This is a genomic window from Pseudomonas fjordensis, assembly GCF_976987115.1.
In genome coordinates, this window is record NZ_OZ336860.1 from 4,123,071 (window position 1) to 4,147,345 (window position 24,275).

Sequence of the window (24,275 nt, forward strand, 5' to 3'; positions counted from 1 at the left end):
CCTCAGGCTGATTTTCTTATGAGTCGGCTCGATCCAACTGTGTAAAGAAGTCAAACATGTGGGAGCGGGCTTGCTCGCGAAAGCGGTAGTCCAAGCGACATTTTCGGTGACTGACACACCGCTTTCGCGAGCAAGCCCGCTCCCACCTTTGGATTGCATTTCAACGCATTACAACGGGGCCTTGGCGGTGATCGGGCTCGCCCCGCGCTTGGCGTTCAAGCCGTAATACAACACCCCGCCCAACGCCGAACCGGTAAACCAGCCGTAGCTGTAGAACCAGCTGAACGCATCGCTGCCCAGCGACAGCAGCGTCAGCACCACCGGTACGCCAAAGGCGACAAAGCCGCTCCAGTTCCAGGCCGGGTACACGTCGTCGCGGTACAGGCCGGCCAGGTCCAGCTGCTGTTTTCGAGTAATGAAGTAGTCCACCACCATGATCCCGGCAATCGGCCCCAGCAGGCTCGAATAACCCAGCAGCCAATTGGAATACACGGTTTCAAGACTCACGTCCGAGACGATCAGCCCGAGTTTTTTCAGTAGCTCATGGGCCATCAATGCCAGCCCTACCAGGCCGGTGAGAATCACCGCCGTGGTGCGGTTGATCAGCTTGGGCGCGATGTTCTGGAAGTCGTTGGTGGGCGAGACGATGTTCGCCGCGGTGTTGGTGGACAAGGTCGCGACGATGATCAGCGCCATGGCGATGGCCACCCACACCGGGCTCTGGATATGACCGATCAGGCTCACCGGGTCGGAGACGCTCACCCCCACCAGTTTCACCGAGGCGGCGGTCATGACCACGCCGAGGGCGGCGAACAGGAACATGGTCAGCGGCAAGCCGAAGATCTGCCCCAGAATCTGGTCTTTCTGGCTGTTGGCGTAGCGGCTGAAGTCGGGAATATTCAGCGATAACGTGGCCCAGAAACCCACCATCGCCGTAAGCCCCGCCATGAAGTAACCGGTGAGGCTGGCGCCTTCGGGGCGCTTGGGTGGGATCGCCATCAACTCGCTGAGGGACACATTCGGCATCGCCCATACCAACAGCCCAACGCCCACCGCCACCAGCAGCGGCGCCGACAAGGTTTCCAGGCGCTTGATCGACTCGGCGCCGCGCAGCACCACCCACAGGTTCAGGCACCAGAACAGCATGAAACCGATCACCTCGCCAGTGCCGCCGAGGGCTTTCCAGCCATCGAAAATCGAGCCCAGAAACAGGTGGATCGCCAGCCCGCCGAACATCGTCTGGATACCAAACCAGCCGCAAGCCACCAGCGCACGGATCAGGCACGGTACGTTGGAACCGAGGATGCCGAAGGACGAACGCAACAGCACCGGAAACGGAATGCCGTACTTGGTGCCGGGAAACGCGTTGAGGGTCAGCGGGATCAACACCACGATATTGGCCAGCAGGATCGCTACCAGCGCCTCCCCCACCGACAGCCCGAAATACGCTGTGAGCACCCCACCCAGGGTGTAGGTGGGCACGCAGATCGACATACCGACCCATAGCGCCGTGATGTGCCATTTGTTCCAGGTGCGCTCGTGCACTTTGGTAGGTGCCATGTCGTGGTTGTAGCGAGGGCTGTCGAGGACGTCGGGGCCGGCGTCGAGTTCGTACAGGCCGTTGCGCTCGATGACTTGCGATCTGTTCTGTTGCATGGCCGCTCCACGGGTTTTTTAAAATTATTGTTGCTCACCTGCACGCTAGGTTCAGGTGGCCGGAGTACCGCATCAACAACATGACATCCAGGGTTCCGGCCAACTGCCCGTGCACTCAATAACCGTGCCGACAACCGCCTCTGAACCCGCACCGCTTATATAACGTGCTGATGTTTATCAGCTTTCCAATTGAACCTGCGGTACTTGCCGTATGCGTCAGGCTAAACAATACGCAAGTTGCTCGAACCCTCAGGTCTCAATCTGGTGCATCACAATTATTTTTATTTCTCGACGCCGTCAAGCGGCATATCTCAAGCGCCTGATTTGCAATAAGAAATATTGATCAGATCAAGAACCTGTCAAGTGCGTCAAAACAGGGTGAGCGTGCTTCATTTTGGTGAAACCAGTATTTTTCTTATATATATCAATAAGATAAAAACTATAAAGGCTTGCGAAAAATCTTCTTGCTCATTCGAAAAACTCGGGCTAGTTTCTATTCCTGTCACCGATGACAGGAATTAACCCGTCATCGGTACGCAGTATTACAACACTTAGAACTGGCACAAGCCGGTCAAGCCTGTGAGGAACTCGACATGTCGCTGTTGATCCGTGGCGCCACCGTTATTACCCATGATGAAAGTTACCGCGCCGACGTGTTATGCGCAGAGGGTCTAATTCGCGCCATTGGCACGAATCTGGATATTCCCGCAGGCTGCGAAATACTCGATGGCAGTGGCCAATACTTGATGCCGGGGGGCATCGACCCCCATACCCATATGCAACTGCCCTTCATGGGCACCGTGGCCAGTGAAGACTTTTTCAGCGGTACGGCTGCAGGCTTGGCCGGTGGCACCACGTCGATCATCGACTTCGTGATTCCCAACCCGCAGCAATCGCTGATGGAAGCTTTCCACCAGTGGCGCGGCTGGGCCGAAAAGTCTGCCGCCGACTACGGGTTTCATGTCGCGATCACCTGGTGGAGCGAGCAGGTACGCGAGGAAATGGCCGAGTTGGTCAGCCACCACGGCATCAACAGCTTCAAGCATTTCATGGCCTACAAGAACGCGATCATGGCCGCCGACGACACCTTGGTTGCCAGTTTCGAACGCTGCCTGGAACTCGGCGCGGTGCCCACCGTGCATGCCGAAAATGGCGAGCTGGTGTATCACCTGCAACGCAAGCTGATGGCCCAGGGCATCACCGGGCCGGAAGCCCATCCGCTGTCGCGCCCCTCCCAGGTGGAAGGCGAGGCGGCCAGCCGTGCCATCCGGATTGCCGAGACCATCGGCACGCCGCTGTACCTGGTGCATGTGTCGACGAAGGAAGCCCTGGATGAAATCACCTACGCCCGAGGCAAGGGCCAGGCGGTGTACGGCGAAGTGCTCGCCGGCCACCTGTTGCTCGATGACAGTGTGTACCAACACCCCGACTGGCAGACCGCCGCTGGCTATGTGATGAGCCCGCCGTTCCGCCCGCGCGGGCACCAGGAGGCACTGTGGCATGGCCTGCAAGCGGGCAACCTGCACACCACCGCCACCGACCACTGCTGTTTCTGCGCCGAGCAAAAAGCCGCCGGGCGTGATGACTTCAGCAAGATCCCCAACGGTACCGCCGGCATTGAAGATCGCATGGCGCTGCTGTGGCACGAAGGCGTCAATACCGGGCGTTTGTCGATGCAGGAGTTTGTCGCGCTGACCTCCACCAACACCGCGAAAATCTTCAACCTCTACCCACGCAAAGGCGCGATACGCGTAGGCGCCGATGCCGACCTGGTGCTATGGGACCCCGAGGGCACGCGGACCATTTCCGCCAAGACCCACCACCAGCAGGTGGACTTCAACATCTTCGAAGGCAAGACCGTGCGCGGCGTGCCCAGCCACACCATCAGCCAGGGCAAGCTGGTGTGGGCCGATGGCGACCTGCGCGCCGAGCGAGGGGCCGGACGGTATGTGCAGCGGCCGGCGTATCCGTCGGTGTTCGAGCAGTTGAGCAAGCGGGCAGCGCTTTCCAAGCCAGTGGCTGTGAACCGCTGAGTCCAAAAAAAGCGGACGCGGAGCGTCCAGTGAGGCATTCCCACGCAGAGCGTGGGAACGATCGCCCACCTCAATAACCGTGAGGCCAACACCGTGATCCAGACCCTGACCCACCTCCCCCACCCCCGCGAAGACGGGGCCACCCTCGCCAGCCAGTTCACCGACCTGGCACCGCCGCTCAACGCCCGACAGGCCCAGCTGGAAGCCTCGCGCTGCCTGTACTGCTACGACGCGCCCTGCGTGAATGCGTGCCCCAGCGAGATCGATATCCCGTCATTTATCCGCAATATCCACACCGACAACGTACAAGGCGCCGCGCAGAAAATCCTCTCGGCCAACATCCTCGGTGGCAGCTGTGCACGGGTATGCCCGACGGAAATCCTTTGCCAGCAAGCCTGCGTACGCAATAACGCCGAAGAATGCGCCCCCGTGTTGATCGGCCTGTTGCAACGCTACGCCATCGACAACGCGCACTTCAGCGAACACCCGTTCCAACGCGCCGCCCCCACCGGCAAGCGCATCGCCGTGGTCGGCGCCGGGCCCGCCGGTTTGGCCTGCGCTCACCGCGCCGCCTTGCACGGCCATGACGTGGTGATATTCGAAGCCCGGGAAAAAGCCGGCGGCCTGAATGAATACGGAATCGCCAAATACAAACTGGTGGACGACTTCGCCCAGAAGGAACTGGATTTTCTCCTGCAGATTGGCGGCATCGAGGTTCGCCACGGCCAGCGCCTGGGCGGCAACCTGACCTTGAGCGAGCTGCACCAGCAATTCGATTCGGTATTCCTCGGCCTGGGTCTTGCTGCCAGCAAACGGCTGGGCCTGCCCTGTGAGGACGCCCCCGGCCTGCTCGCCGCCACCGACTATATCCGCGAACTGCGCCAGGCCGACGACCTCACCCAACTGCCCCTGGCCGACCGTTGCATCGTACTCGGCGCCGGCAACACCGCCATCGACATGGCCGTGCAAATGGCCCGCCTCGGTGCCCGCGATGTCAACCTGGTGTACCGACGTGGCCTGGCCGACATGGGCGCGACCCACCACGAACAGGACATCGCCAAAGCCAATCAAGTCCGGCTGTTGACCTGGGCCCAACCCGACGAGGTGCTACTCGACGACCAAGGCCGCGTGCGCGGCATGCGCTTTGCCCGCACCCGCCTGGAAAACGGTCGCCTGCTGCCGACCGGGGAAACCTTCGAACTGGCCGCCGATGCGATCTTCAAGGCGATCGGGCAAGGCTTCGACAACGACGCCCTGCACGATCCGCTGGCCCAGCAACTGCACCGCGTCGGCGAGCGCATCTTCGTCGATGAGCAACTGCGCACCAACATTCCAGGGGTGTATGCCGGCGGCGACTGCGTCAGCCTCGGCCAGGACCTCACCGTGCAGGCGGTACAACATGGCAAGCGGGCTGCCGAAGCCATGCACGCCCAACTCATGCTGACTGTGGAGGCTGCGTAATGGCCGATCTCTCGATTGTATTCGCCGGTATCAAAGCGCCCAATCCGTTCTGGCTGGCCTCCGCGCCGCCCACCGACAAAGCCTACAACGTGGTGCGCGCCTTCGAGGCCGGCTGGGGTGGCGTCGTGTGGAAAACCCTGGGGGAAGACCCGGCGGCAGTGAATGTGTCATCGCGCTACTCCGCGCACTACGGCGCCAACCGCGAAGTGCTGGGCATCAACAATATCGAACTGATCACCGACCGGTCCCTGGAGATCAACCTACGGGAAATCACCCAGGTGAAAAAGGACTGGCCGGACCGCGCGCTGATCGTCTCGCTGATGGTGCCCTGTGTCGAAGAATCCTGGAAAAATATCCTGCCCTTGGTGGAGGCGACCGGCTGCGACGGCATCGAGCTTAACTTCGGCTGCCCCCACGGCATGCCCGAACGGGGCATGGGCGCCGCCGTCGGCCAAGTACCGGAGTACGTGGAGCAAGTGACACGCTGGTGCAAGACGTATTGCTCACTGCCGGTGATCGTCAAGCTCACGCCGAACATCACCGACATCCGCGTGGCGGCACGGGCGGCCTATCGCGGCGGCGCCGATGCGGTGTCGCTGATCAACACCATCAACTCCATCACCAGCGTAGACCTGGAGCGTCTGGTCGCGCTGCCGGTGGTCGGCACCCAGAGCACCCATGGCGGTTACTGCGGCTCGGCGGTCAAACCGATTGCGTTGAATATGGTCGCCGAAATTGCCCGCGACCCACAGACCCACGGCCTGCCGATCTGCGGCATCGGCGGTATCGGTACCTGGCGGGATGCGGCGGAGTTTGTTGCCCTGGGCTGCGGCGCGGTGCAGGTGTGCACGGCGGCGATGCTGCATGGGTTTCGCATCGTTGAAGAAATGAAGGATGGCTTGTCGCGCTGGATGGACAGCCAGGGCCACGCCAACCTGCAAGCGTTTTCGGGGCGTGCGGTGGGCAATACCACGGACTGGAAGTACCTGGACATCAACTACCAGGTTATCGCCAAGATAGACCAAGAGGCGTGCATTGGCTGTGGGCGTTGCCATATTGCCTGCGAGGACACCTCGCATCAGGCCATTGCCAGCTTGAAGCAGCCTGATGGCACGCATCTGTATGAGGTGATCGACGATGAGTGCGTGGGCTGCAACCTGTGCCAGATCACCTGCCCGGTGGCCGACTGCATCGAGATGGTGCCGATCGATACCGGCAAGCCGTTTTTGAACTGGACGCAGGACCCGCGCAATCCTTACCGGGAGGCGGTGTAACCCTTGCCCCTCGTTCCCACGCTCCGCGTGGGAACGCATCCTGTGACGCTCCGCGTCACACTGGCAAGAGCGGACGCGGAGCGTCCAGGGTGGCATTCCCACGCAGAGCGTGGGAACGATCACGCAGAGCGTGGGAACGATCAGCTCAAGGCTCCAAGCCAATCCCGCGCAAAATCACACCGGTCACGGTCTGAATGGCCTTCTCGAACTGCCTGTCCGACAACGGCTGGTGGTCATTCAAAATCTTCACTTGGTGGTCGAAGTCGGCATAGTGCTGGGTCGAGGCCCAGATCATGTACAGCAGGCTCGACGGTTCCACCGGCAGGATGCGTTTGTCTTGCACCCATTGGCGAATCTTCGCTTCCTTCATCTTGGCCCAGTCGTACAGGCTTTCATCCAGGGCTTCACCGAGTGTGGGCGCGCCGTGGATGATTTCATTGGCCCAGACCTTGGAGCCATACGGCCGCGTGCGCGAGCGCTGCATCTTGGCGCGGATGTAGCTGCTGAGCACCACACGGGGGTCGTCGAAGGTTTCAAAGCTCAGGGCGTCCTGCTTCCACAATTCCAGCAGATCGAACAGCACCGCGCTGTAGAGCTCGCTTTTGGTGGTGAAGTAGTAATGCAGGTTGGAGCGCGGCAGTTGCGCTTCTTCGGCGATGTCGGCCATGGCGGTGCTGCCATAGCCCTTGTTGGCGAAGACCTTCTCCGCCGCCAGCAGGATTTTCTCGACGTTGACCCGACGAATTCCGATCTTGTGATTGCCCATAAGGGCTCCCTGACAACAACACGGCCTAAAGACTACCACCGGCTCTAGATCGGGGCGACAGGCCAAGCCGAAACTTCGTACACTGCCGGCTCCTATCCTCTGATCGGTATTGAACAATGTTGCTCAAGAAGTCCCTGACCGCTGCTGTCCTGTTCACTGCCCTGCTGGGTGCCTCCACGGCGTTTGCCCACGCCCACCTCAAGAGCGCGGAGCCTGCGGCTGACAGCACCGTCGCGGCGCCGAAAGACCTGCGCCTGACCTTCAGCGAAGGCGTCGAAGCCACCTTCACCAAGGTGTCCCTGAGCAAGGACGGCACCGAAATTGCGATCAAAGGCCTGGAAACCCCGGACGCCGACAAGAAAGTCCTGGTGGTGACACCCGCTGCACCGCTCGCGGCTGGCAATTACAAAGTGGTATGGAACGCGGTGTCGGTCGACACCCACAAGAGCAGCGGTGAATACAGCTTCAAGGTCGGCCAATAACCCATGGCAACCCTGCTGGTGCTGTGCCGCTTCCTGCATTTCATCGTCGTGCTGTTGATGTTCGGGGCCTGGGTGTTCAGGCCCTGGCTGCTCGGCGCTCATGTGCAACCGACACTGGACCGGCAACTGCTGCGCATCACCCGTGGCCTGGCCGGGTTGGGGCTCGTCACCGGGGTTGTGTGGTTGCTGTTGATCACCGCCAGCATGGCCGGCAGTTGGGACGCGGCGCTGCAACCGGCCACCCTTCAGTTGGTGCTGGGCAAGACCTTTTTTGGCCAGGTATGGGCCTGGCATCTGCTGCTGAACCTGCTGCTGGTGATCGTGCTGATCAAGCCCTGGCCAGCCTTACGCTTACCGCTGCTCGCCCTGCTGCTGGCAACCCTGGCACCCGTAGGTCACGGCGCCATGCTCGATGGGCTGAATGGGCAGTTGCTGATTCTCAACCAAGTGGTGCACCTGCTGTGCGTTGGGGCCTGGCTCGGTGGGTTGCTGGTGTTGGTGCTGATCCTCAGGCATGCGCAAGACCATCGCTTGGAGCCGATTTTGCGCCGCTTCAGTGGTGTGGGATATGGCCTGGTCGTCGGCCTGCTGGTAACCGGTTTGATCAACGTGCGCGTGCTCACCGGGCAGCTGTGGCCCACGCCGCTCTTCCAAGGGTTTGCCTTGATTTTGCTGATCAAGATGGGACTGGTGCTGGGCATGCTGGGGTTGGCGCTGCTGAACCGGTTGCGTATCAAACGCTGCGAGCAACGCCTGGGCAGTTTGAGAACCAGCGTGATGATGGAGTGGCTGTTGGGCCTTGCAGCGGTGGCTGCGGTTTCCCTGCTTGGCACCCTGCCGCCGATGGTCATGGCTGGCTGAAACCTGCGTTGCAATGCAATCCATGTAGGAGCGAGCTTGCTCGCGAAAAAATCACAGGCGCCGCGCTCATTCAGGAAGCACGCGTTATCGTTGACGTTTTTCGCGAACAAGCTCGCTCCTACAGAGAGCAACCGTGCCGCTGCGTTGAATCGTTTCACCGAAGTCATCGTATAACTTCTGCTTGACACGCCCTGAAAACCTCGCAAATATCGCGCTCAATGTTGTACGACGACGTATAACAAATAATAAAAACAACAAAACAAAGGGAGCCTCACTGTGAGTCAATCCGCCCGCCATTCCTGCACGCGCCTGGGCCTTCTCGGCCTCGGCAGCCTGGCCGTCACCCTGCCGCTGGGTGCCCATGCCGAAGGCTTTATCGACGACGCCAAGGCCACGCTCAATCTGCGTAATGCCTACTTCAACCGCAACTTCACCAACCCCACCAACCCCCAGGGCAAGGCCGAAGAGTGGACGCAGAATTTTATCCTCGATGCCAAGTCCGGCTTTACTCAGGGCACGGTCGGCTTCGGGATAGACGTGTTGGGCCTGTATTCGCAAAAGCTCGATGGCGGCAAAGGCACCGCCGGCACGCAACTGCTACCGGTACATGACGATGGCCGCCCCGCCGACAATTTCGGGCGCCTGGGTGTCGCGCTGAAAACCAGGCTGTCGAAAACCGAGTTGAAGGTTGGCGAATGGATGCCGGTGCTGCCGATCCTGCGTTCCGATGATGGCCGTTCCCTGCCCCAGACCTTTCGTGGCGGACAAATCACCTCCAATGAGATTGCCGGGCTAACCCTCTATGGCGGTCAGTTTCGCGGTAACAGCCCACGCAACGACGCGAGCATGGAAGACATGTTCATGAACGGCAAAGCTGCGTTCACTTCGGACCGCTTCAACTTCGGCGGCGGCGAATACACCTTCAACGATAAGCGTACCCAGGTCGGCCTGTGGTACGCCGAACTGACTGATATCTACCAGCAGCAGTACCTCAACCTCACCCACAGCCAGCCAGTGGGCGACTGGACTCTGGGCGCCAACCTCGGTTTCTTCAATGGCAAGGAAGACGGCAGCGCCCTGGCCGGCGACCTCGATAACAAAACCCTGTTCGCCCTGCTCTCAGCCAAATACAACGGCCACACCTTCTACGTCGGCCTGCAGAAACTCAGCGGCGACAGCGCCTGGATGCGCATCAACGGCACCAGCGGCGGCACCCTGGCCAACGACAGCTACAACGCCAGCTACGACAACGCCAAGGAAAAGTCCTGGCAGGTGCGCCATGACTTTAACTTTGTGGTGCTCGGGGTTCCGGGGCTGACCCTGATGAACCGCTATATCAGCGGCAGCAACGTACACACCGGGGCGATCACCGACGGCAAAGAGTGGGGACGTGAGTCGGAGCTGGCCTACACCGTGCAGAGCGGTGCGCTGAAGAATCTCAATGTGAAGTGGCGCAACTCGACCATGCGCCGGGACTTCAGCAATAACGAGTTCGATGAGAACCGGATTTTTATCAGCTATCCGATTTCGTTGCTCTGAGGGCTTGGTCAGTTTTTTGTAGGAGCGAGCTTGCTCGCGAGAAACCCATGGGCGCCGCGTTTAATCAGGAATACGCGTTATCGTTGGCGTTTTTCGCGAGCAAGCTCGCTCCTACAGAGGGCCGGAAGTTGACAACACCAGGAATCCCTAACACTATTTCCCTATAGTCATACGACAACCTACAACAAAAATCTGGAAGGCCCATGACCATCACCACTCCCACTCCTTTCAACCGCCTGCTGCTTACCGGTGCCGCCGGCGGCCTGGGCAAAGTCCTGCGTGAACGCATGCGGCCCTATGCCCAGGTGCTGCGCCTTTCGGATATCGCTGAAATGGCCCCCGCCACCGATGCTCGCGAAGAAGTGCAAACCTGCGACCTGGCCGACAAACACGCCGTGCATCAGTTGGTAGAAGGCGTTGACGCCATCCTGCATTTTGGCGGTGTGTCGGTGGAGCGCTCGTTCGAAGAGGTGCTGGGCGCGAACATCAGTGGCATTTTCCATATCTACGAAGCCGCCCGCCGCCACGGGGTCAAGCGGGTGATCTTCGCCAGTTCCAACCACGTGATCGGTTTCTACAAACAGGGTGAACAACTCGACGCCCACTCCCCTCGCCGTCCGGACAGTTACTACGGCCTGTCCAAATCCTACGGCGAAGACATGGCCAGCTTCTACTTCGACCGCTACGGCATCGAGACCGTGAGCATCCGTATCGGCTCCTCGTTCCCGCAACCGCAGAACCGCCGGATGATGCACACCTGGCTGAGCTTCGACGACCTGACTCAACTGCTCGAACGCGCGCTTTACACGCCCAACGTCGGCCATACCGTGGTGTACGGCATGTCGGCCAACCTCGATACCTGGTGGGACAACCGCTACGCCGCGCACCTGGGCTTTGCGCCCAAGGACAGCTCCGAAGTGTTCCGCGCCGAGGTTGAAGCCCAACCGCCCGTGGCCGCCGATGACCCGGCCAAGGTCTACCAGGGCGGCGCGTTCTGCGCGGCGGGGCCGTTCGGTGACTGAGTGCCCAGCAACCCAAGGGAATGACCATGCGTGCTGAATTGATTGTCGACGCCCGTAACGCCGTGGGCGAATGCCCGGTATGGGTAGTGGAAGAAAACGCGCTGTATTGGGTGGATATCCCCAACGGCGGCCTGCAACGCTGGAACGCCGCCACCGGCCATCTGGCGGCGTGGAAAGCCCCGCAAATGCTCGCCTGTATTGCCCGCACCAACACGGGTAACTGGGTGGCTGGCATGGAAACTGGCTTCTTCCAGCTCACGCCCCATAACGACGGCAGCCTCGACACCACGCCGCTGGCCAGCATCGAGCATTCACGCCCGGACATGCGTTTGAACGACGGCCGCTGCGATCGCCAAGGCCGTTTCTGGGCCGGCAGCATGGTGCTGGACATGGGCTTGAACGCCGCCGAGGGCGTCCTTTATCGCTATGCGTCCGGGGCTGCGCCCCACGCGCAACTGGACGGGTTCATCACCCTCAACGGCCTGGCCTTCAGCCCCGATGGCCGCACGATGTACGCCTCCGATTCGCACCCGAAGGTGCAACAGGTCTGGGCGTTCGACTACGACATCGAGACCGGCACACCGTCCAATCGCCGCGTATTCATTGATATGAATAGCTTCCCCGGACGTCCCGACGGTGCGGCCGTGGATGCCGAGGGTGGCTACTGGATTTGCGCCAACGACGCCGGGCTGATTCACCGTTTCACCCCCGACGGTCGCCTGGACCGCTCCCTGAGCGTGCCGGTGAAAAAACCCACCATGTGCGCCTTCGGTGGCAGTCGCCTGGACACTTTGTACGTCACGTCTATCCGTGACGACCCGAGTGAACAGTCGCTGTCCGGTGGCGTGTTCGCCCTCAACCCCGGCGTCCAAGGGCTGCCCGAACCCCGCTTCATCGTTTAATCGCTGTGCCTTGAATACAACAATAACAAGACAGGAGTGACTTCCATGGACTTCAAACGCACCTTGCTCGCCGCTGCAATCTTCACCCTCAGCAGCGCCGCCCACGCGCTGGAAATCAAGTTCGCCGACATCCACCCCGCCGGCTACCCCACCGTGGTCGCCGAAGAGAACATGGGCAAGGCCCTGACCAAGGCGAGCAACGGCGAGCTGACCTTCAAGTACTTCCCCGGCGGTGTGCTGGGCTCCGAGAAGGAAGTGGTCGAACAGGCCCAGGTCGGTGCCGTGCAGATGACCCGCGTCAGCCTCGGTATCGTCGGCCCGGTGGTGCCGGACGTGAACGTGTTCAACCTGCCGTTCGTGTTCCGCGATCAGGCGCATATGCGCAAGGTCATCGACGGCGAGATCGGCGACGAGATCCTCGCCAAGATCACCAACTCCGAGTTCGGCCTGGTGGCCCTGGCCTGGATGGATGGCGGCACGCGCAACCTCTACACCAAGAAACCGGTGCGCAAGATCGAAGACCTCAAGGGCATGAAGATCCGCGTGCAAGGCAACCCGATTTTCATCGAGGCCTTCAACGCCATGGGCGCCAACGGCATTGCCATGGACACCGGCGAGATCTTCAGCGCCCTGCAGACCGGGGTCATCGACGGCGCGGAAAACAACCCGCCGACCTTGCTGGAACACAACCATTTCCAGAACGCCAAGTACTACACCCTCACCGAACACCTGATCCTGCCTGAACCTATCGTGATGTCGAAAATCACCTGGAACAAGCTCAATCCCGCCCAACAGGACATGGTCAAGGCCGCCGCCAAAGCCGCCCAGGCCGATGAGCGCGTGCTCTGGGACGCCAAGTCCGCCAGCAGTGAAGAGAAACTCAAGAAGGCCGGCGTGGAGTTCATCACGGTCGATAAAAAGCCCTTCTATGAGGCCACCGCCGCGGTGCGTGCCAAGTACGGTGCGCCGTATGCAGACATGATCAAGCGCATCGACGCGGTTCAATAACCTCCCCTGCCCCTGCATAAGGCCCGGCGCGGTCGGTATCGACGCGCCCGGTCACGGTGAACGCCATGAAGACTTTACTGCTGCGCTTCAATGACCGCCTCTACATGACCTGCATCTGGGTCGCCGGCCTGTCGGTATTGGGGGTCGCCTTGATCATCCCCTGGGGTATCTTCACCCGCTACGCCCTCGGCACCGGTTCCAGCTGGCCGGAGCCCACCGCCATCCTGCTGATGCTGGTGTTCACCTTTATCGGCGCCGCTGCCAGTTATCGTGCCGGTGCGCACATGTCGGTGGCGATGATCACTGACCGCTTACCGCCCGCCCAACGCCGCCTCGTCGGCATCCTCTCGCAACTGCTGATGGGCACCATCTGCGTATTCATGACGATTTGGGGCGCCAAGCTGTGCCTGTCCACCTGGAACCAGTTCATGAGCGCCATCCCTACCCTGCGCGTGGGCATTACCTATATGCCGATCCCGATTGGCGGCGTGCTGACCCTGGTGTTCGTGGTCGAAAAGCTGCTGTTCGGTGACCAGAGCAACCGCAAGGTGGTGCGTTTCGACCTGGTTGAAGAAAACGAAGGGGCCGCCTGATATGGACGCATTGATTCTGTTGGGCAGCTTTGTAGCCTTGATCCTGATTGGCATGCCGGTGGCCTATGCGTTGGGGCTGTCGGCGTTGATTGGCGCGTGGTGGATCGACATTCCGTTCCAGGCCCTGATGATTCAGATTGCCGGTGGGGTGAACAAGTTTTCGCTGATGGCGATTCCGTTCTTCGTGCTGGCCGGGGCGATCATGGCCGAGGGCGGCATGTCGCGGCGCCTGGTGGCCTTTGCCGGGGTGTTGGTGGGTTTTGTGCGCGGTGGGTTGTCCTTGGTCAACATCATGGCCTCGACGTTTTTCGGTGCGATTTCCGGTTCATCCGTTGCCGATACCGCCTCGGTCGGTTCGGTGCTGATCCCAGAAATGGAACGCCGTGGTTATCCGCGCGAATTCGCCACCGCAGTGACCGTCAGCGGTTCGGTGCAGGCGCTGTTGACGCCGCCCAGCCACAACTCGGTGCTGTACTCCTTGGCAGCGGGCGGCACGGTTTCCATCGCCTCGCTGTTTATGGCCGGTGTGGTGCCGGGCCTGATGATGAGCGCGTGCCTGATGGTGCTGTGCCTGATCTTCGCGAAAAAGCGCGACTACCCCAAAGGCGAAGTCATCCCCTTGAAGCAGGCGCTGAAAATCGCCGCCGATGCGCTCTGGGGCTTGATGGCGATGGTGATCATCCTCGGCGGCATCCTCTCGGGGATCTTCACCGCCACCGAGTCGGCGGCGATTGCGGTGTTGTGGGCGTTCTTCGTGACCATGTTCATCTACCGCGACTACAAATGGCGCGAATTGCCCAAGCTGATGCATCGCACGGTGCGCACCATTTCCATCGTGATGATCCTGATCGCCTTCGCCGCCAGCTTCGGCTACATCATGACCCTGATGCAGATCCCGGCGAAGATCACCACGCTGTTCCTGACTCTGTCGGACAACCGCTACGTGATCCTGATGTGCATCAACGTCATGCTGTTGCTGCTCGGCACGGTGATGGACATGGCACCGCTGATTCTGATCCTCACGCCTATTCTGATGCCGGTGATCCTGGGCATCGGCGTCGACCCGGTGCACTTCGGCATGATCATGCTGGTGAACCTGGGCATCGGCCTGATTACCCCGCCGGTGGGCGCGGTGCTGTTCGTCGGGGCGGCGGTGGGCAAGACCAGTATCGAGAAAACCGTGAAGGCACTGTTGCCGTTTTATGCGGTGTTGTTCTTGGTGCTGATTGCAGTGACCTACATCCCGGCTTTGTCGCTGTGGTTGCCCCATTTGGTGCTGTAAACCCGACCTTAAGATCACAAAAAATCAAAATGTGGGAGCGGGCTTGCTCGCGAATGCGGTGTTTCAGTTGGAAGATTCGGTGACTGACACTCAGCATTCGCGAGCAAGCCCGCTCCCACATTTGATCCGCGCTGTTTGTTTTGACTACAGAGGGCAGGTCAATCGTGATTGAGCTTTGGGATCAACTCACCCATTTGGTGCTCGCCCCGGCCATCGGTGGCAGCCTCGTCAACTGGACGGTACGCGCCACCGGGCAACCGCTGTTACGGCACAGCGATGCACAGGCGATCAATACCGGGCTGCCGGGCAAGCTGGGCTGCTATCCCTTGGCACCCTGGTCCAACCGAATCGCCCAAGGTGGGTTCGACAACCCCGATGGCTGGCTGGCACTGGCAGCCAATAGCCTCACTGATCCCCTGCCGATTCACGGCTCGGCCTGGCAGCAGGCATGGCAGGTGGTGAGCCATACCACGCAGGAAGTGGTGCTGGAATTGGAATGCGACACACCCTTCGCCTATCACGCCCGCCAGCGGGTGCGCTTGAACAACGGTGAGTTGAATATCGACTTGTGCGTGACTCATCTGGCCGAGCAATCAGCGTGGCATGGGTTGGGTTTGCATCCGTACTTGCCGCGCCGGCCGGGTACGCGGCTGCAGGCCAGGGCTGGGCAGGTGTGGAGGAGTGATGCAGCCAAGCTGCCCACAGGGTTGGCACCAGTTCCCGAGGATTGGGATTTCCGGCAACTGAAGGAACTGCCCCAGGGGCTGGTGGATAACGGCTTTTGCGGCTGGGATGGGAACTGCCTGATCGAACAACCGGAGCTTGGCTATCACCTTGAATGCCAGGCCAGCGGTGCCGATTACTTCCTGTTGTACTGCCCGCCGGGGTTGGATTTTTTTTGCATCGAGCCGGTGAGCCATCCGGTGAATGCCCATCACCTGCCAGGCAGGCCTGGCCTGAAACTGCTGGAACAAGGCCAGTCAACCCACCTGGCATTCAACCTGAAATACACTCCAAATGCCTGAACTGTAGGAGCGAGCTTGCTCGCGAAAAACTCAGGCGCCGCGTTCATTCAGAAAACACGCGTTATCGTTGACGTTCTTCGCGAGCAAGCTCGCTCCTACAGTTGGGACATGCGTCAGTGTCAGGGTGGGCTGTTTTTCAGGCGCCCGGCCGTGTCGATACTCACCACCACCGACAACCCCGGCCGCAAGCGCTCGCTCTCGGCCTGGTCCGGGTCTACGGTGATGCGCACGGGCACCCGCTGGGCGATCTTGACGAAGTTGCCGGTGGCGTTGTCCGCCTGCAACAGGCTGAACTCGGAACCGGTCGCCGGGGAAATATGCTGCACCGTGCCATGGAATTTGCGGTGGTTCAGCGCGTCCACGGTGAAGGTCACTGGCTGGCCGACCTGCACGTTGTCCATCTGGGTTTCTTTCATATTGGCAATCACCCACAACTGCTTGGGCACCAGCGCCATCAGTTGCGCGCCGGAATTGACGTAAGCGCCCAGGCGCACGCCGATCTGCCCGAGCTGGCCATCCCGTGGCGCCGTGATGCGGGTATTGGACAGGTCGATGCGCGCCAGCTCCACCGCCGCCTCGGCGCTCGCGACAGCGGCCTCCAGGGAGCCACGATTGACGATCACCGTCTGCAAATCCTGGCGGGCAATTTCCAGGCTGGCCTGGGCCTGGGCCACGGCGGCGATGGTCTGGGCATTGGCGGCACGGGTCACGTCCAGTTCGCGTTTGGAGACCGAACCGTCACTGATCAACTCTTCATTGCGGCGCAAATCCGCGGTGCTCTTGCGAGCCTGAGCCTGGCTGTCGACCAGCGCGGCCTGACGCAGCTTGATGGTCGCTTCGGCACTGTTGCGTTGCTGCACCACATTGGCCAACGAGGCCTTTTGCACCGCCAGTTGCGCCAGGGCCTGGTCGAGGCGCTGCTTGTAGATGCGGTCGTCCAGGCGCACCAGCAGATCGCCGGTCTTGACGTACTGGAAGTCCTGCACCGGCACTTCGAATACATAACCGCTGAGCTGCGGGCCGATAATCGTCACCTGCCCCCGCACCAAGGCGTTCTCGGTGGTTTCCACCGCGCTGCTGAACGGCGGCAACTGCCAGGCGTACAACACGATCAGCACCCCGATGATGGCGATGGCGGCAAAGCCCAGGGACGAGATGATACGCACGCGCAAAGGCCGTAACTGGGTGGGCACCGCGCCCGGTGGCGTGCTGCCTTCCGGTGTGGCGGCAATGGCGGTCGTGGTGGTGGTTGAAGGTTCAGTCATGAAGTCGCGCCGCTGGGTTGAACAGGAGGAGTTGCCTTGGTGGTACTCATCAGCCACAGGCTGCGGGTGAAGATCCACAGCATGGTCAGGATCGCGATAATCGCGATCAGCATGAAGACATCGTTGTAAGCCATGACGTTCGCCTCACGGGTGGCCGCCGTGGCCAGGCTGCGGATGCCCATGAGGTTGCGCAGTTCCGGGTCGGCGACGATCTTGCCATAGGCCGCCCCACCACTCTGCACCCGCGCCGCCACAAGCGGATCGATCAGGGTCAGGTGCTCGACGATCATGCTCGAATGGTACTTCTCGCGCACGATCTGGAAGGTGCCCAGCAACGCCGCGCCGATCAGGCCGCCAAGGTTCTGGCAGATCCCGAACATCACCGAGAAGCTCACCAGGTTGCGCGGGTTGGTCAGCACATTCTTGGTGCCCAGCACCATGGTCGGCCCCAAGAAGAACGTACCGCCGAAGCCTAGCAGGAACTGGCTGATATAGAGGTTCTGCGGGCGGGTCAGGTTGCTGGAAAAACTATCCATCACCGAACCTGTCGCCATCAGCGCCAGGGAGATGATCAGCGGCATCAGCAAATGCGCCGGGTTGATCGTCAGCGCGCTGACCACCAGCCCGGCAATCGCGCCGGCCAGCATCACCACGTACAGGGTATGCATCTGCTGGTAGCTCATGTTCAGCATCTGCATGAACCCCACCGCACCGGTGGATTGCTCGGACAGCACCATGCGAATCAGCACCACCGCCAACGCCAGGCGGATCATCACGCCGCTGCCCAGCCAGCGCGTCATCAGCATGGGGTTGCTACGGTTATGCTCGATGGCCAGCCCCGCCATGATCAGCACCAGGGAGCAGGCCGAGGCTACGCCGATCCACGGCGCTTCCAGCCACCAGTCAATGCGCCCCAAAGACAGCACCGCGCAGAGCAAGGCCACGCCGCTGGCGAGGATGGCGAAGGTGAGAAAATCGAGTTTTTCAAAGGTCTTGAAGCGGTCGCCCGGCGGCAGCTTGAGCAGGAACACACAACCCAGGCAGATCAGCGCCAGGCCCAGCTCGAACAAATACAACCCGCGCCATTCAGCGATTTGCAGCAAGTCTTCGGAAAACAGCCGCGCCAGGGGCAGCGCCAATTGCGCGGTGCCCAGCCCCAACACCAAAGCTTTCAACCGCCACTTGGCCGGGAATGCCTGGATCATGTAGTACAAGCCCAACGAACTCAGCGCCGCGCCCACCATGCCATGGGCGGCCCGTACCGCAATCGCCGAGCTGAGGTCATTGACGAACAAATGCCCGAAGGTCACCAGCGCGTAGAGCACCAGGAACACCTCGGTAAACGCGCGCAGGCCGAACTGCTGGCGAAACTTCACCAGCAGCAGGTTCATGCACACGTTGGTCATCACATAGGCGGCGGGCAGCCAGGCCATTTCCGCGGTGGTCGCGCCCAGGGCCCCTTGCAGGTATTGCAGGTTGGCGATAACCAGGGCGTTACCCAGGCCGCCGGTAATTGCCACCAACACGCCGACCATCGCGAAGAGCCAGCGCTTACGCGTAGGGTGCAGCGGCGTCGACGGCGAGCCAGGCAGGCTCGGCCGCTCGTGGGGTTTCCAGGTGTGGGGGGTGTATTTATCCATTCGGTGACCTTGGTAAGCCGGGGTGCAAGGCCGGTGAATCCGTTACACAGAGGAACAGTAACCTGAGAGGCGTTCATGTTGCCATCTTGAGGACGCAATTGATCGTCAATGGGGCACAGTCAAATGGGGTCCACTGTCAGGGATCATTTGCCTTGCCCCATCGTTCGGGCTATATGCCCAGCGCTTGAGCTCAGCGATCAGGGTCCGGCTTGATCGCTATATCAGGCACCGGCTTATAGAACGGGCCATAGTCCAGCAGTAACTCCTCGCCTTTCTTGATGTCCTTGAACGCCACATAGAACGTCAGGTTTTTCCCGACCGCGATGGACACGACATTGTTGGACATCCACGCAGGCCCCTCGCCCAGTTGCGAGGTATTGATCAGGCTCAGGGTGTTGCCTGTGTGCAGGCCGCTCACCGTCCGCGTACCCGAGCGCGTACCGAACAGGTAAGTCATTACAGCCCGCGAACCTTGCTTGCGCTGCTCCTCGAACAGTGACGCTTCATCTGCATGGTATTTGCCTGCATAAGGGCCAAGCACTTCATATTGGGGGATGTCGCGCCGCGCCCATACCGAAGCGCCGCGAGCCGGCCCCCCATCGTCCAGCGGCGTGACCACCTCCAGGGCATCATCAAATCGGGCCTGATGCTGGCCTTCGGTGCGCAGCCAGTCTTTGATCGACGCCTTGATCTGTGCTGAAACCCTCGCCTTGGTCGGGCTATCAAGCCCATCGAGCACGCCGTTCCAGTACGAGATGCGGATGTCCTCGATCGGGCCTTCAAGTGATTGGGTCAAGCTGATTCTGGGGTTCACCGGGTCCTGAAGAATCGGCAGCGTGTTGTCGATTTGATGAGGAGGTAATGTCGGGAAGTCGCTGGGTTCAACCTTGATCACCACGGGCTGGACTGTCGAAGAGGGGGCTGGGGCCTCCAGGCCTTGCGTTGTGCCGGCGCCGACCTTTGCTTGGGGCGAGTCCAAGGGCTCTGATGCGGGGCGTTTTCGTGGGGTATTCGTAACCGGTTGCTCAGGAACCGGGCGCGGCCCAGTGCCTTGCTGTAACCGTCCGAGACGTTGCGAGGCGATCGCTGTAAACGAGCCGTCCACTCTCACGTACTTACCCCAAAGGTCTGGGCTAAGCCTGTGCTGCTGCACGAATTGCGCCTGTGTGACAGCGTTATCTGCGCGCTCGGCAAGTGCTTGCCACTGACGCAAAAGTTCACCGGTGATCTTGCAATAGGAGCCATCGGTTGCATGCTTCATCAGGGCTTCGCCGGCCGCCGACAGGCCACCATCAGTGCGCACATACGCTCTGAACGAATGCACACTCAGGTTATGCTGAGCGGCGAACCCCTCCATGGTCATGGTGTCACGCGCCTGCTGTGTCATCTTTTGCCACCTATCGATATGCGTTTCGGTCACCCTACCCGCCGCCATATTGGAAGAGCGGTCGCGCACCGTCACGCCGGCAGGGCTCAGTTTGCCGTCAGGCTGCACGTAATACTCAAAGGTTCTCGGGGATATGTGTTTCTGGCGAGCAAAGCCCCTGCGTGTAAGGCTCCGTTGCTGCGCAGGCGGCAAAGCCTCCCACTCGCGCAAATGCCCAGCCGTGATCAACTCCATGGGCGCCCTCGGAACATGGGCGATCGGGCCCAGTGCGGCGCGCTCAAGACGTTCGCTGGCGGTCTTTTTCAAGGAACCATCAACGTTGATCCAGTCTCTCCAAGTGGCTGGATGGATTCTGTTCTCGCTCGTGAACTGCGCCTGCGTGACCGCGTTATTGGGGTCCTCGAAATAGGCTTTCCACTGGCGAAGGTGGTCGTCGGTAATCCTGTTAGGGGCAACACCGGCCACCCTGTCCATCAGTTCCCGACCGACCGGCCCCAATGTACCGTCTCGCCGCACATGGGTTTTGAATGAGCCTGGATTAACGTGATAAAGCTCGGAAAACCCCTCGAGAGTCATTTCGTCACGCTCCGTCTGTGGCATGTCTTGCCAATCACGGATATGGGTTTCAGTCACGGCATAAAATGGCGTATTAGGTGCACGGTCGCGCACCGCCACGCCGGTAGCGGTCAACTGGCCATCTGGTTTTACATAGCGCTTGAACACTTTGGGGTGGAGATGTTGCTGCCGGGCAAAGCCTGCGGGGGTAAGGCTTTGCTGCTGCTCCAATGACAACGCCTGCCAAGCGCGCAAATGATCAGCCATGGGGGGCGGAGCCTGAGTAGCGGACGCCCGCTCGGCGTTTTGCCGGGCACGTTCCAGACGCTGCGTGCCAGCCCCCTTCAACGACCCATCCGCGTTGACGTATTGCGCCCAGCTACGCTGGCTGAGCCCGTGCTGGCTCACGAACTGCGCTGCGGTCAATGAGTTGCCTGGTTGCCTGAAAAGCTCATCCCACTGACGTAAATGCTCATCGGTAAGCTGGTTGTTTTTGGTGCGAATGGAGGCTTTGCCCAACGTTTCCCCTCTGCTCATCAGGATGCCGTCCTTGCGCACATAGGTTTTGAACGTGCCGGGGCGAAGGTTATGCAGAAGGGCAAATCCGTCCTGGGTCATTTCGTCACGCTGTGCTTGTGTCATGTTTTGCCAATCACGCACATGTGTTTCGGTCACCCTATCGGTGAATGCGTTGGAGGGGCGGTCACGCACGACCACACCGCTATCACTCAACTGACCGTCAGGCTTTACAAAAAACTCAAAGGTTTTCTGGGGCAGGCTATTGTTTTTGGCAAAGCCCTTGCGAGTCAGGCTTGCCTTTTCCGCAGGTGACAACGCTTCCCAGGCCTTCAGGTGTTCAGCAGTGATCTGCCCGCCACCGGGCGCCCCCAGGCGTTGCCATTCGTCACCCTGCACATGCTGGACCAGCAACTCGGTCTGCCGGTTGTTGTGATAGATCCGCGCCTGCACAGCGCCGTCCTCCGTTCGGGAGACCTGCCGCACCTCGTACACCGCGGTTTCACCCTGGCTGTCGGTATGGCGTATGTGCGACACGTGCCCATCGGCACCCACATACACACCTTGACTGTTGCGTGAAAGCCCGGCGATTTTGCTGTCTGGCACTTTGAAGTGCCCGAACAGCTCATGGCTCAGCTCGCTCAGCTCATCGAGGTGCCCAGTGTCCACCTCACCGGCGACAGCCTGTGTCGCGGCCTTGAACTCTTCGAGCGGGCTACCATAAGGCCGCATCGTGTCGGCATCGAATGAATACCACTTGCCACCCTTGAGTACCGCAGCCCCCTCCACCGTCTGGCCCGCCACCTTGAGGGTGCCGGTTGCGGCAGCGTCATACTGTTTGCTGATGCTTTTCAACACGTCGTAACTGCCCGTGCCGCCCCTGAGCGTGTTGACGGCCTTGACGCCTTTGGACAGCACATAAAGACCACCGCTGGCCACCAACCGCGGCAAATCACCCACCCCGCCCACGGGGTTGAGCACCTCGATGGCCGCCACACCGATGGCCTTCGCCGCCCGCAATGCCTTGGTGCCGGTGGACAGTGCAGAGCGCCCGACCTTCAGCAGTTTTCCGGCGGTGGCGGCGCCGGTGGTCAGAAAGCCGAAGACGTCCAGCAAGAGATCGAATGTGCCTGCGCCGTACTGACCGTTCTGAAAATTGACGATGGCGGACCTGAACGGGATCAGGTTCAACAAAAACTCGCTCAACTGCTCATTCGCCGTGTCCCGGGCGGTCTGCCCGCGGGCTTGCTGCTTGATGGCCGGATCATCGAGTTTCAGATGTTCCACGAAGGCCGTGCCGATCGCATGGGATCGAGCGCTGGTAAAGCTATCCCAGGGTGAGTTATTCAACGGTCGCTCACGCCCCAGCTCATCGGCTTTATGACTGGGGATGAGTGTTTTGGTCGTCGAAACCCTGTTGCCGTTCCTGTCCTCCTTGTTCCTGGCATCGTAAAGGCTCGCCCTTTCAATCGTGCCTTTATTGAAGTCGATGACGTAGGCGTGCGACGTGCCTTGCAGCTCGGTTTTGACCAGCAGCCCCGGTTTATTTTGACCATACGTATTATTGAAATGCCCATCCATGACGTATGAGCCTTCCTGGAAAAAACTGACTTTTCCAAACTCGAAATGCTTTCGATCCGGTAAGGGCAGTTGCGAGATCATGTGCCTGACCGTTGTATTGACGGCGGCCTTTTTTTCCTCGATTGCACGGCTGAACTGCCGTTCGAATTCTGCCGGCACGCCAAATTGCCGGTTGGCGTTCAAACCCGTCAGTACCCTTTGCAGGTCGTTGCCCTTGAGTGAGCTGCTGGGTTCGTGCGCCTTGAAAGGCCGGGACTCCCGCCAGTCGTCCATGGCGACATCCAAGAGCGAAATCCCTCCCCCTTCAATCTTCACGTAGTGCTGATCGACAGCAAATACTTTTTCTTCGAAAAACGCGCCAAGGTCGCCAAATCGCTCCTTGAGCTTGGTCAGGGCGATCTCTTTTCGCGTGGGCAACGCCTTATCCAATGCATGGGAGGCAGCGAGCCGGGTGTCCAGCTGCGCGTTGAATGCGGCCCTTGCCGATTCAAGTTGCGCGGGCGGATAGTCGTCATTCTGTCTTTTTGTGAGCACGCCACTGGCCACGGCCCAGTCCAGCAACGCCACCGCCTCTGCCGCTTGGGTAACTCCTGGATCAACCCGCCGCGCTTCTTGCGCCTCGCTCATGACCTGGGCAAACGTCATGCCTGAGACTTTGCCCGGCTTCTGCGCCTCAATCGTCATCGCAGCAATCGCCAGGCTGGCCCATGCCTGGCTGCCAACTTTCACCGTCGCAGGAATGTCTTTGATCAGAAACTGCGGCGCCGACTTGGCAAGCAACAGGTACGCGCCGACATTTGCCAGTGCAGCGCTGGTTTTGCCAGTACGACTCAAATGTTCGGCCAAGCCGGCCACCACCGTGGCTGCGTGGTGCCCCCCATGCGTTTCACTGTCCAGATCAAACCCGGCGACGCTATTGCAATCGGGTGCGGTGATCGACTCAGGGTCCATCTGCAGTGCGATAGCGGCCAGTAGGTAATCGCTCGCGCTGCTTTCGCTGTCAATGCCCTGCATTGTTTGCTGCAGCGCGTTGCCCATCCGTTGCCCTTGCGGGGAATTGACCAGCGCTTCGAGTATTTTGGCCGGGTCGTTCCCCCCTTCTGCCGGCAGTGGCTGGCGATACCGCAGGAACTCCAGTACGCCACCTTTGGTTTCAATCACCAACGGCTGGTCGCCCAGAGGGTGTGCGTAATTCATCGTCACAAGACGCAAGCGCCGCTGCTCGTCTGCACTCAAGGGAATTGGCCAGGATAATGCCCCGCCCAAATGGCCCAGTGTGAAGGCAGGACTGTTGGGTAATGGCAAATTCTGGCTGGGACGCTGGGGCGTTTTCGACGGTTCAAGGTCATCGGCCACGAGCGATGGCCGTTTTTCAGCTGCTGGCAAGGGAAGCGAAAAATGCGTATGTGCTGCAGTAATTGTCATAA

At 60.4% G+C, this 24,275-nt stretch carries 17 protein-coding genes; 12 read left to right on the plus strand and 5 right to left on the minus strand.

The window, feature by feature from the left end:
- Positions 1–168: 168 nt before the first annotated feature.
- On the minus strand, positions 169–1,656 hold the full coding sequence (locus ACWHXD_RS18500; protein ID WP_032896500.1) for an NCS1 family nucleobase:cation symporter-1: 1,488 nt from the start codon (positions 1,654–1,656) through the stop codon (positions 169–171).
- Between the two features lie 593 nt (positions 1,657–2,249).
- Here ACWHXD_RS18500 and hydA point away from each other — a divergent pair.
- The 3 genes from hydA (at position 2,250) to preA (ending at position 6,424) form a co-directional block, all read left to right on the plus strand.
- Positions 2,250–3,689 (plus strand): dihydropyrimidinase, encoded by a 1,440-nt coding sequence (hydA, locus tag ACWHXD_RS18505; protein WP_138763090.1) that lies wholly within the window; start codon positions 2,250–2,252, stop codon positions 3,687–3,689.
- 93 nt (positions 3,690–3,782) lie between these two features.
- Positions 3,783–5,150 carry an NAD(P)-dependent oxidoreductase gene (locus ACWHXD_RS18510; RefSeq protein WP_138763110.1) on the plus strand — a complete coding sequence of 456 codons (1,368 nt, stop codon included), beginning with the start codon at positions 3,783–3,785 and terminating at the stop codon, positions 5,148–5,150.
- Positions 5,150–6,424 carry an NAD-dependent dihydropyrimidine dehydrogenase subunit PreA gene (gene preA / locus ACWHXD_RS18515; protein WP_138763089.1) on the plus strand — a complete coding sequence of 425 codons (1,275 nt, stop codon included), beginning with the start codon at positions 5,150–5,152 and terminating at the stop codon, positions 6,422–6,424. Before ACWHXD_RS18510 ends, preA begins: the two co-directional genes overlap by 1 nt.
- Positions 6,425–6,569: 145 nt before the next feature.
- On the opposite strand, the gene ACWHXD_RS18520 is transcribed toward preA, so the two are convergent.
- Complete coding sequence (locus ACWHXD_RS18520; RefSeq protein WP_014719000.1) at positions 6,570–7,190, minus strand: TetR/AcrR family transcriptional regulator; 621 nt, start codon at positions 7,188–7,190, stop codon at positions 6,570–6,572.
- A 116-nt stretch (positions 7,191–7,306) separates the two neighbouring features.
- Here ACWHXD_RS18520 and copC point away from each other — a divergent pair, with 116 nt between their 5' ends.
- From copC to ACWHXD_RS18565, 9 genes are all read left to right on the plus strand, one after another.
- A complete protein-coding gene (gene copC / locus ACWHXD_RS18525) occupies positions 7,307–7,672 on the plus strand; it encodes a copper homeostasis periplasmic binding protein CopC (RefSeq protein ID WP_138763088.1) in 366 nt (121 codons plus the stop codon).
- A 3-nt stretch (positions 7,673–7,675) separates the two neighbouring features.
- A complete protein-coding gene (copD, locus tag ACWHXD_RS18530; RefSeq protein ID WP_138763087.1) occupies positions 7,676–8,533 on the plus strand; it encodes a copper homeostasis membrane protein CopD in 858 nt (285 codons plus the stop codon).
- A gap of 276 nt (positions 8,534–8,809) precedes the next feature.
- Complete coding sequence (locus ACWHXD_RS18535) at positions 8,810–10,072, plus strand: OprD family porin (RefSeq protein ID WP_032896494.1); 1,263 nt, start codon at positions 8,810–8,812, stop codon at positions 10,070–10,072.
- Between the two features lie 203 nt (positions 10,073–10,275).
- Positions 10,276–11,094, plus strand: coding sequence for an NAD-dependent epimerase/dehydratase family protein (locus ACWHXD_RS18540; RefSeq protein WP_138763086.1), 819 nt, complete (start codon positions 10,276–10,278; stop codon positions 11,092–11,094).
- A 26-nt stretch (positions 11,095–11,120) separates the two neighbouring features.
- Positions 11,121–11,996, plus strand: coding sequence for an SMP-30/gluconolactonase/LRE family protein (locus ACWHXD_RS18545; RefSeq protein WP_499084401.1), 876 nt, complete (start codon positions 11,121–11,123; stop codon positions 11,994–11,996).
- 45 nt (positions 11,997–12,041) lie between these two features.
- Positions 12,042–13,004 carry a TRAP transporter substrate-binding protein gene (locus ACWHXD_RS18550; protein ID WP_098950930.1) on the plus strand — a complete coding sequence of 321 codons (963 nt, stop codon included), beginning with the start codon at positions 12,042–12,044 and terminating at the stop codon, positions 13,002–13,004.
- A gap of 65 nt (positions 13,005–13,069) precedes the next feature.
- On the plus strand, positions 13,070–13,597 hold the full coding sequence (locus ACWHXD_RS18555; RefSeq protein WP_056788014.1) for a TRAP transporter small permease: 528 nt from the start codon (positions 13,070–13,072) through the stop codon (positions 13,595–13,597).
- A gap of 1 nt (position 13,598) precedes the next feature.
- Positions 13,599–14,879, plus strand: coding sequence for a TRAP transporter large permease (locus tag ACWHXD_RS18560; RefSeq protein ID WP_044274643.1), 1,281 nt, complete (start codon positions 13,599–13,601; stop codon positions 14,877–14,879).
- Positions 14,880–15,043: 164 nt separating this feature from the next.
- Entirely contained in the window at positions 15,044–15,904 is an 861-nt protein-coding gene (locus ACWHXD_RS18565; protein WP_138763084.1) for an aldose 1-epimerase, read from the plus strand.
- A 119-nt stretch (positions 15,905–16,023) separates the two neighbouring features.
- On the opposite strand, the gene ACWHXD_RS18570 is transcribed toward ACWHXD_RS18565, so the two are convergent.
- From ACWHXD_RS18570 to ACWHXD_RS18580, 3 genes are all read right to left on the minus strand, one after another.
- Positions 16,024–17,169, minus strand: coding sequence for an HlyD family secretion protein (locus tag ACWHXD_RS18570; protein ID WP_003192298.1), 1,146 nt, complete (start codon positions 17,167–17,169; stop codon positions 16,024–16,026).
- Positions 17,166–18,809 carry an MFS transporter gene (locus ACWHXD_RS18575; RefSeq protein WP_138763083.1) on the minus strand — a complete coding sequence of 548 codons (1,644 nt, stop codon included), beginning with the start codon at positions 18,807–18,809 and terminating at the stop codon, positions 17,166–17,168. Before ACWHXD_RS18575 ends, ACWHXD_RS18570 begins: the two co-directional genes overlap by 4 nt.
- A gap of 190 nt (positions 18,810–18,999) precedes the next feature.
- Entirely contained in the window at positions 19,000–24,273 is a 5,274-nt protein-coding gene (locus tag ACWHXD_RS18580; RefSeq protein WP_138763082.1) for an SET domain-containing protein-lysine N-methyltransferase, read from the minus strand.
- Positions 24,274–24,275: the final 2 nt, after the last annotated feature.

Bases quoted from the DNA above. Each gene is read 5' to 3' on its own strand.
- copD (WP_138763087.1), top strand. From the start codon at position 7,676: ATGGCAACCCTGCTGGTGCTGTGCCGCTTCCTGCATTTCATCGTCGTG.
- ACWHXD_RS18570 (WP_003192298.1), bottom strand. From the start codon at position 17,169: ATGACTGAACCTTCAACCACCACCACGACCGCCATTGCCGCCACACCG.
- ACWHXD_RS18520 (WP_014719000.1), bottom strand. From the start codon at position 7,190: ATGGGCAATCACAAGATCGGAATTCGTCGGGTCAACGTCGAGAAAATC.
- ACWHXD_RS18550 (WP_098950930.1), top strand. From the start codon at position 12,042: ATGGACTTCAAACGCACCTTGCTCGCCGCTGCAATCTTCACCCTCAGC.
- ACWHXD_RS18560 (WP_044274643.1), top strand. From the start codon at position 13,599: ATGGACGCATTGATTCTGTTGGGCAGCTTTGTAGCCTTGATCCTGATT.
- ACWHXD_RS18545 (WP_499084401.1), top strand. From the start codon at position 11,121: ATGCGTGCTGAATTGATTGTCGACGCCCGTAACGCCGTGGGCGAATGC.
- ACWHXD_RS18555 (WP_056788014.1), top strand. From the start codon at position 13,070: ATGAAGACTTTACTGCTGCGCTTCAATGACCGCCTCTACATGACCTGC.
- hydA (WP_138763090.1), top strand. From the start codon at position 2,250: ATGTCGCTGTTGATCCGTGGCGCCACCGTTATTACCCATGATGAAAGT.
- preA (WP_138763089.1), top strand. From the start codon at position 5,150: ATGGCCGATCTCTCGATTGTATTCGCCGGTATCAAAGCGCCCAATCCG.
- copC (WP_138763088.1), top strand. From the start codon at position 7,307: ATGTTGCTCAAGAAGTCCCTGACCGCTGCTGTCCTGTTCACTGCCCTG.
- ACWHXD_RS18540 (WP_138763086.1), top strand. From the start codon at position 10,276: ATGACCATCACCACTCCCACTCCTTTCAACCGCCTGCTGCTTACCGGT.
- ACWHXD_RS18500 (WP_032896500.1), bottom strand. From the start codon at position 1,656: ATGCAACAGAACAGATCGCAAGTCATCGAGCGCAACGGCCTGTACGAA.
- ACWHXD_RS18575 (WP_138763083.1), bottom strand. From the start codon at position 18,809: ATGGATAAATACACCCCCCACACCTGGAAACCCCACGAGCGGCCGAGC.
- ACWHXD_RS18580 (WP_138763082.1), bottom strand. From the start codon at position 24,273: ATGACAATTACTGCAGCACATACGCATTTTTCGCTTCCCTTGCCAGCA.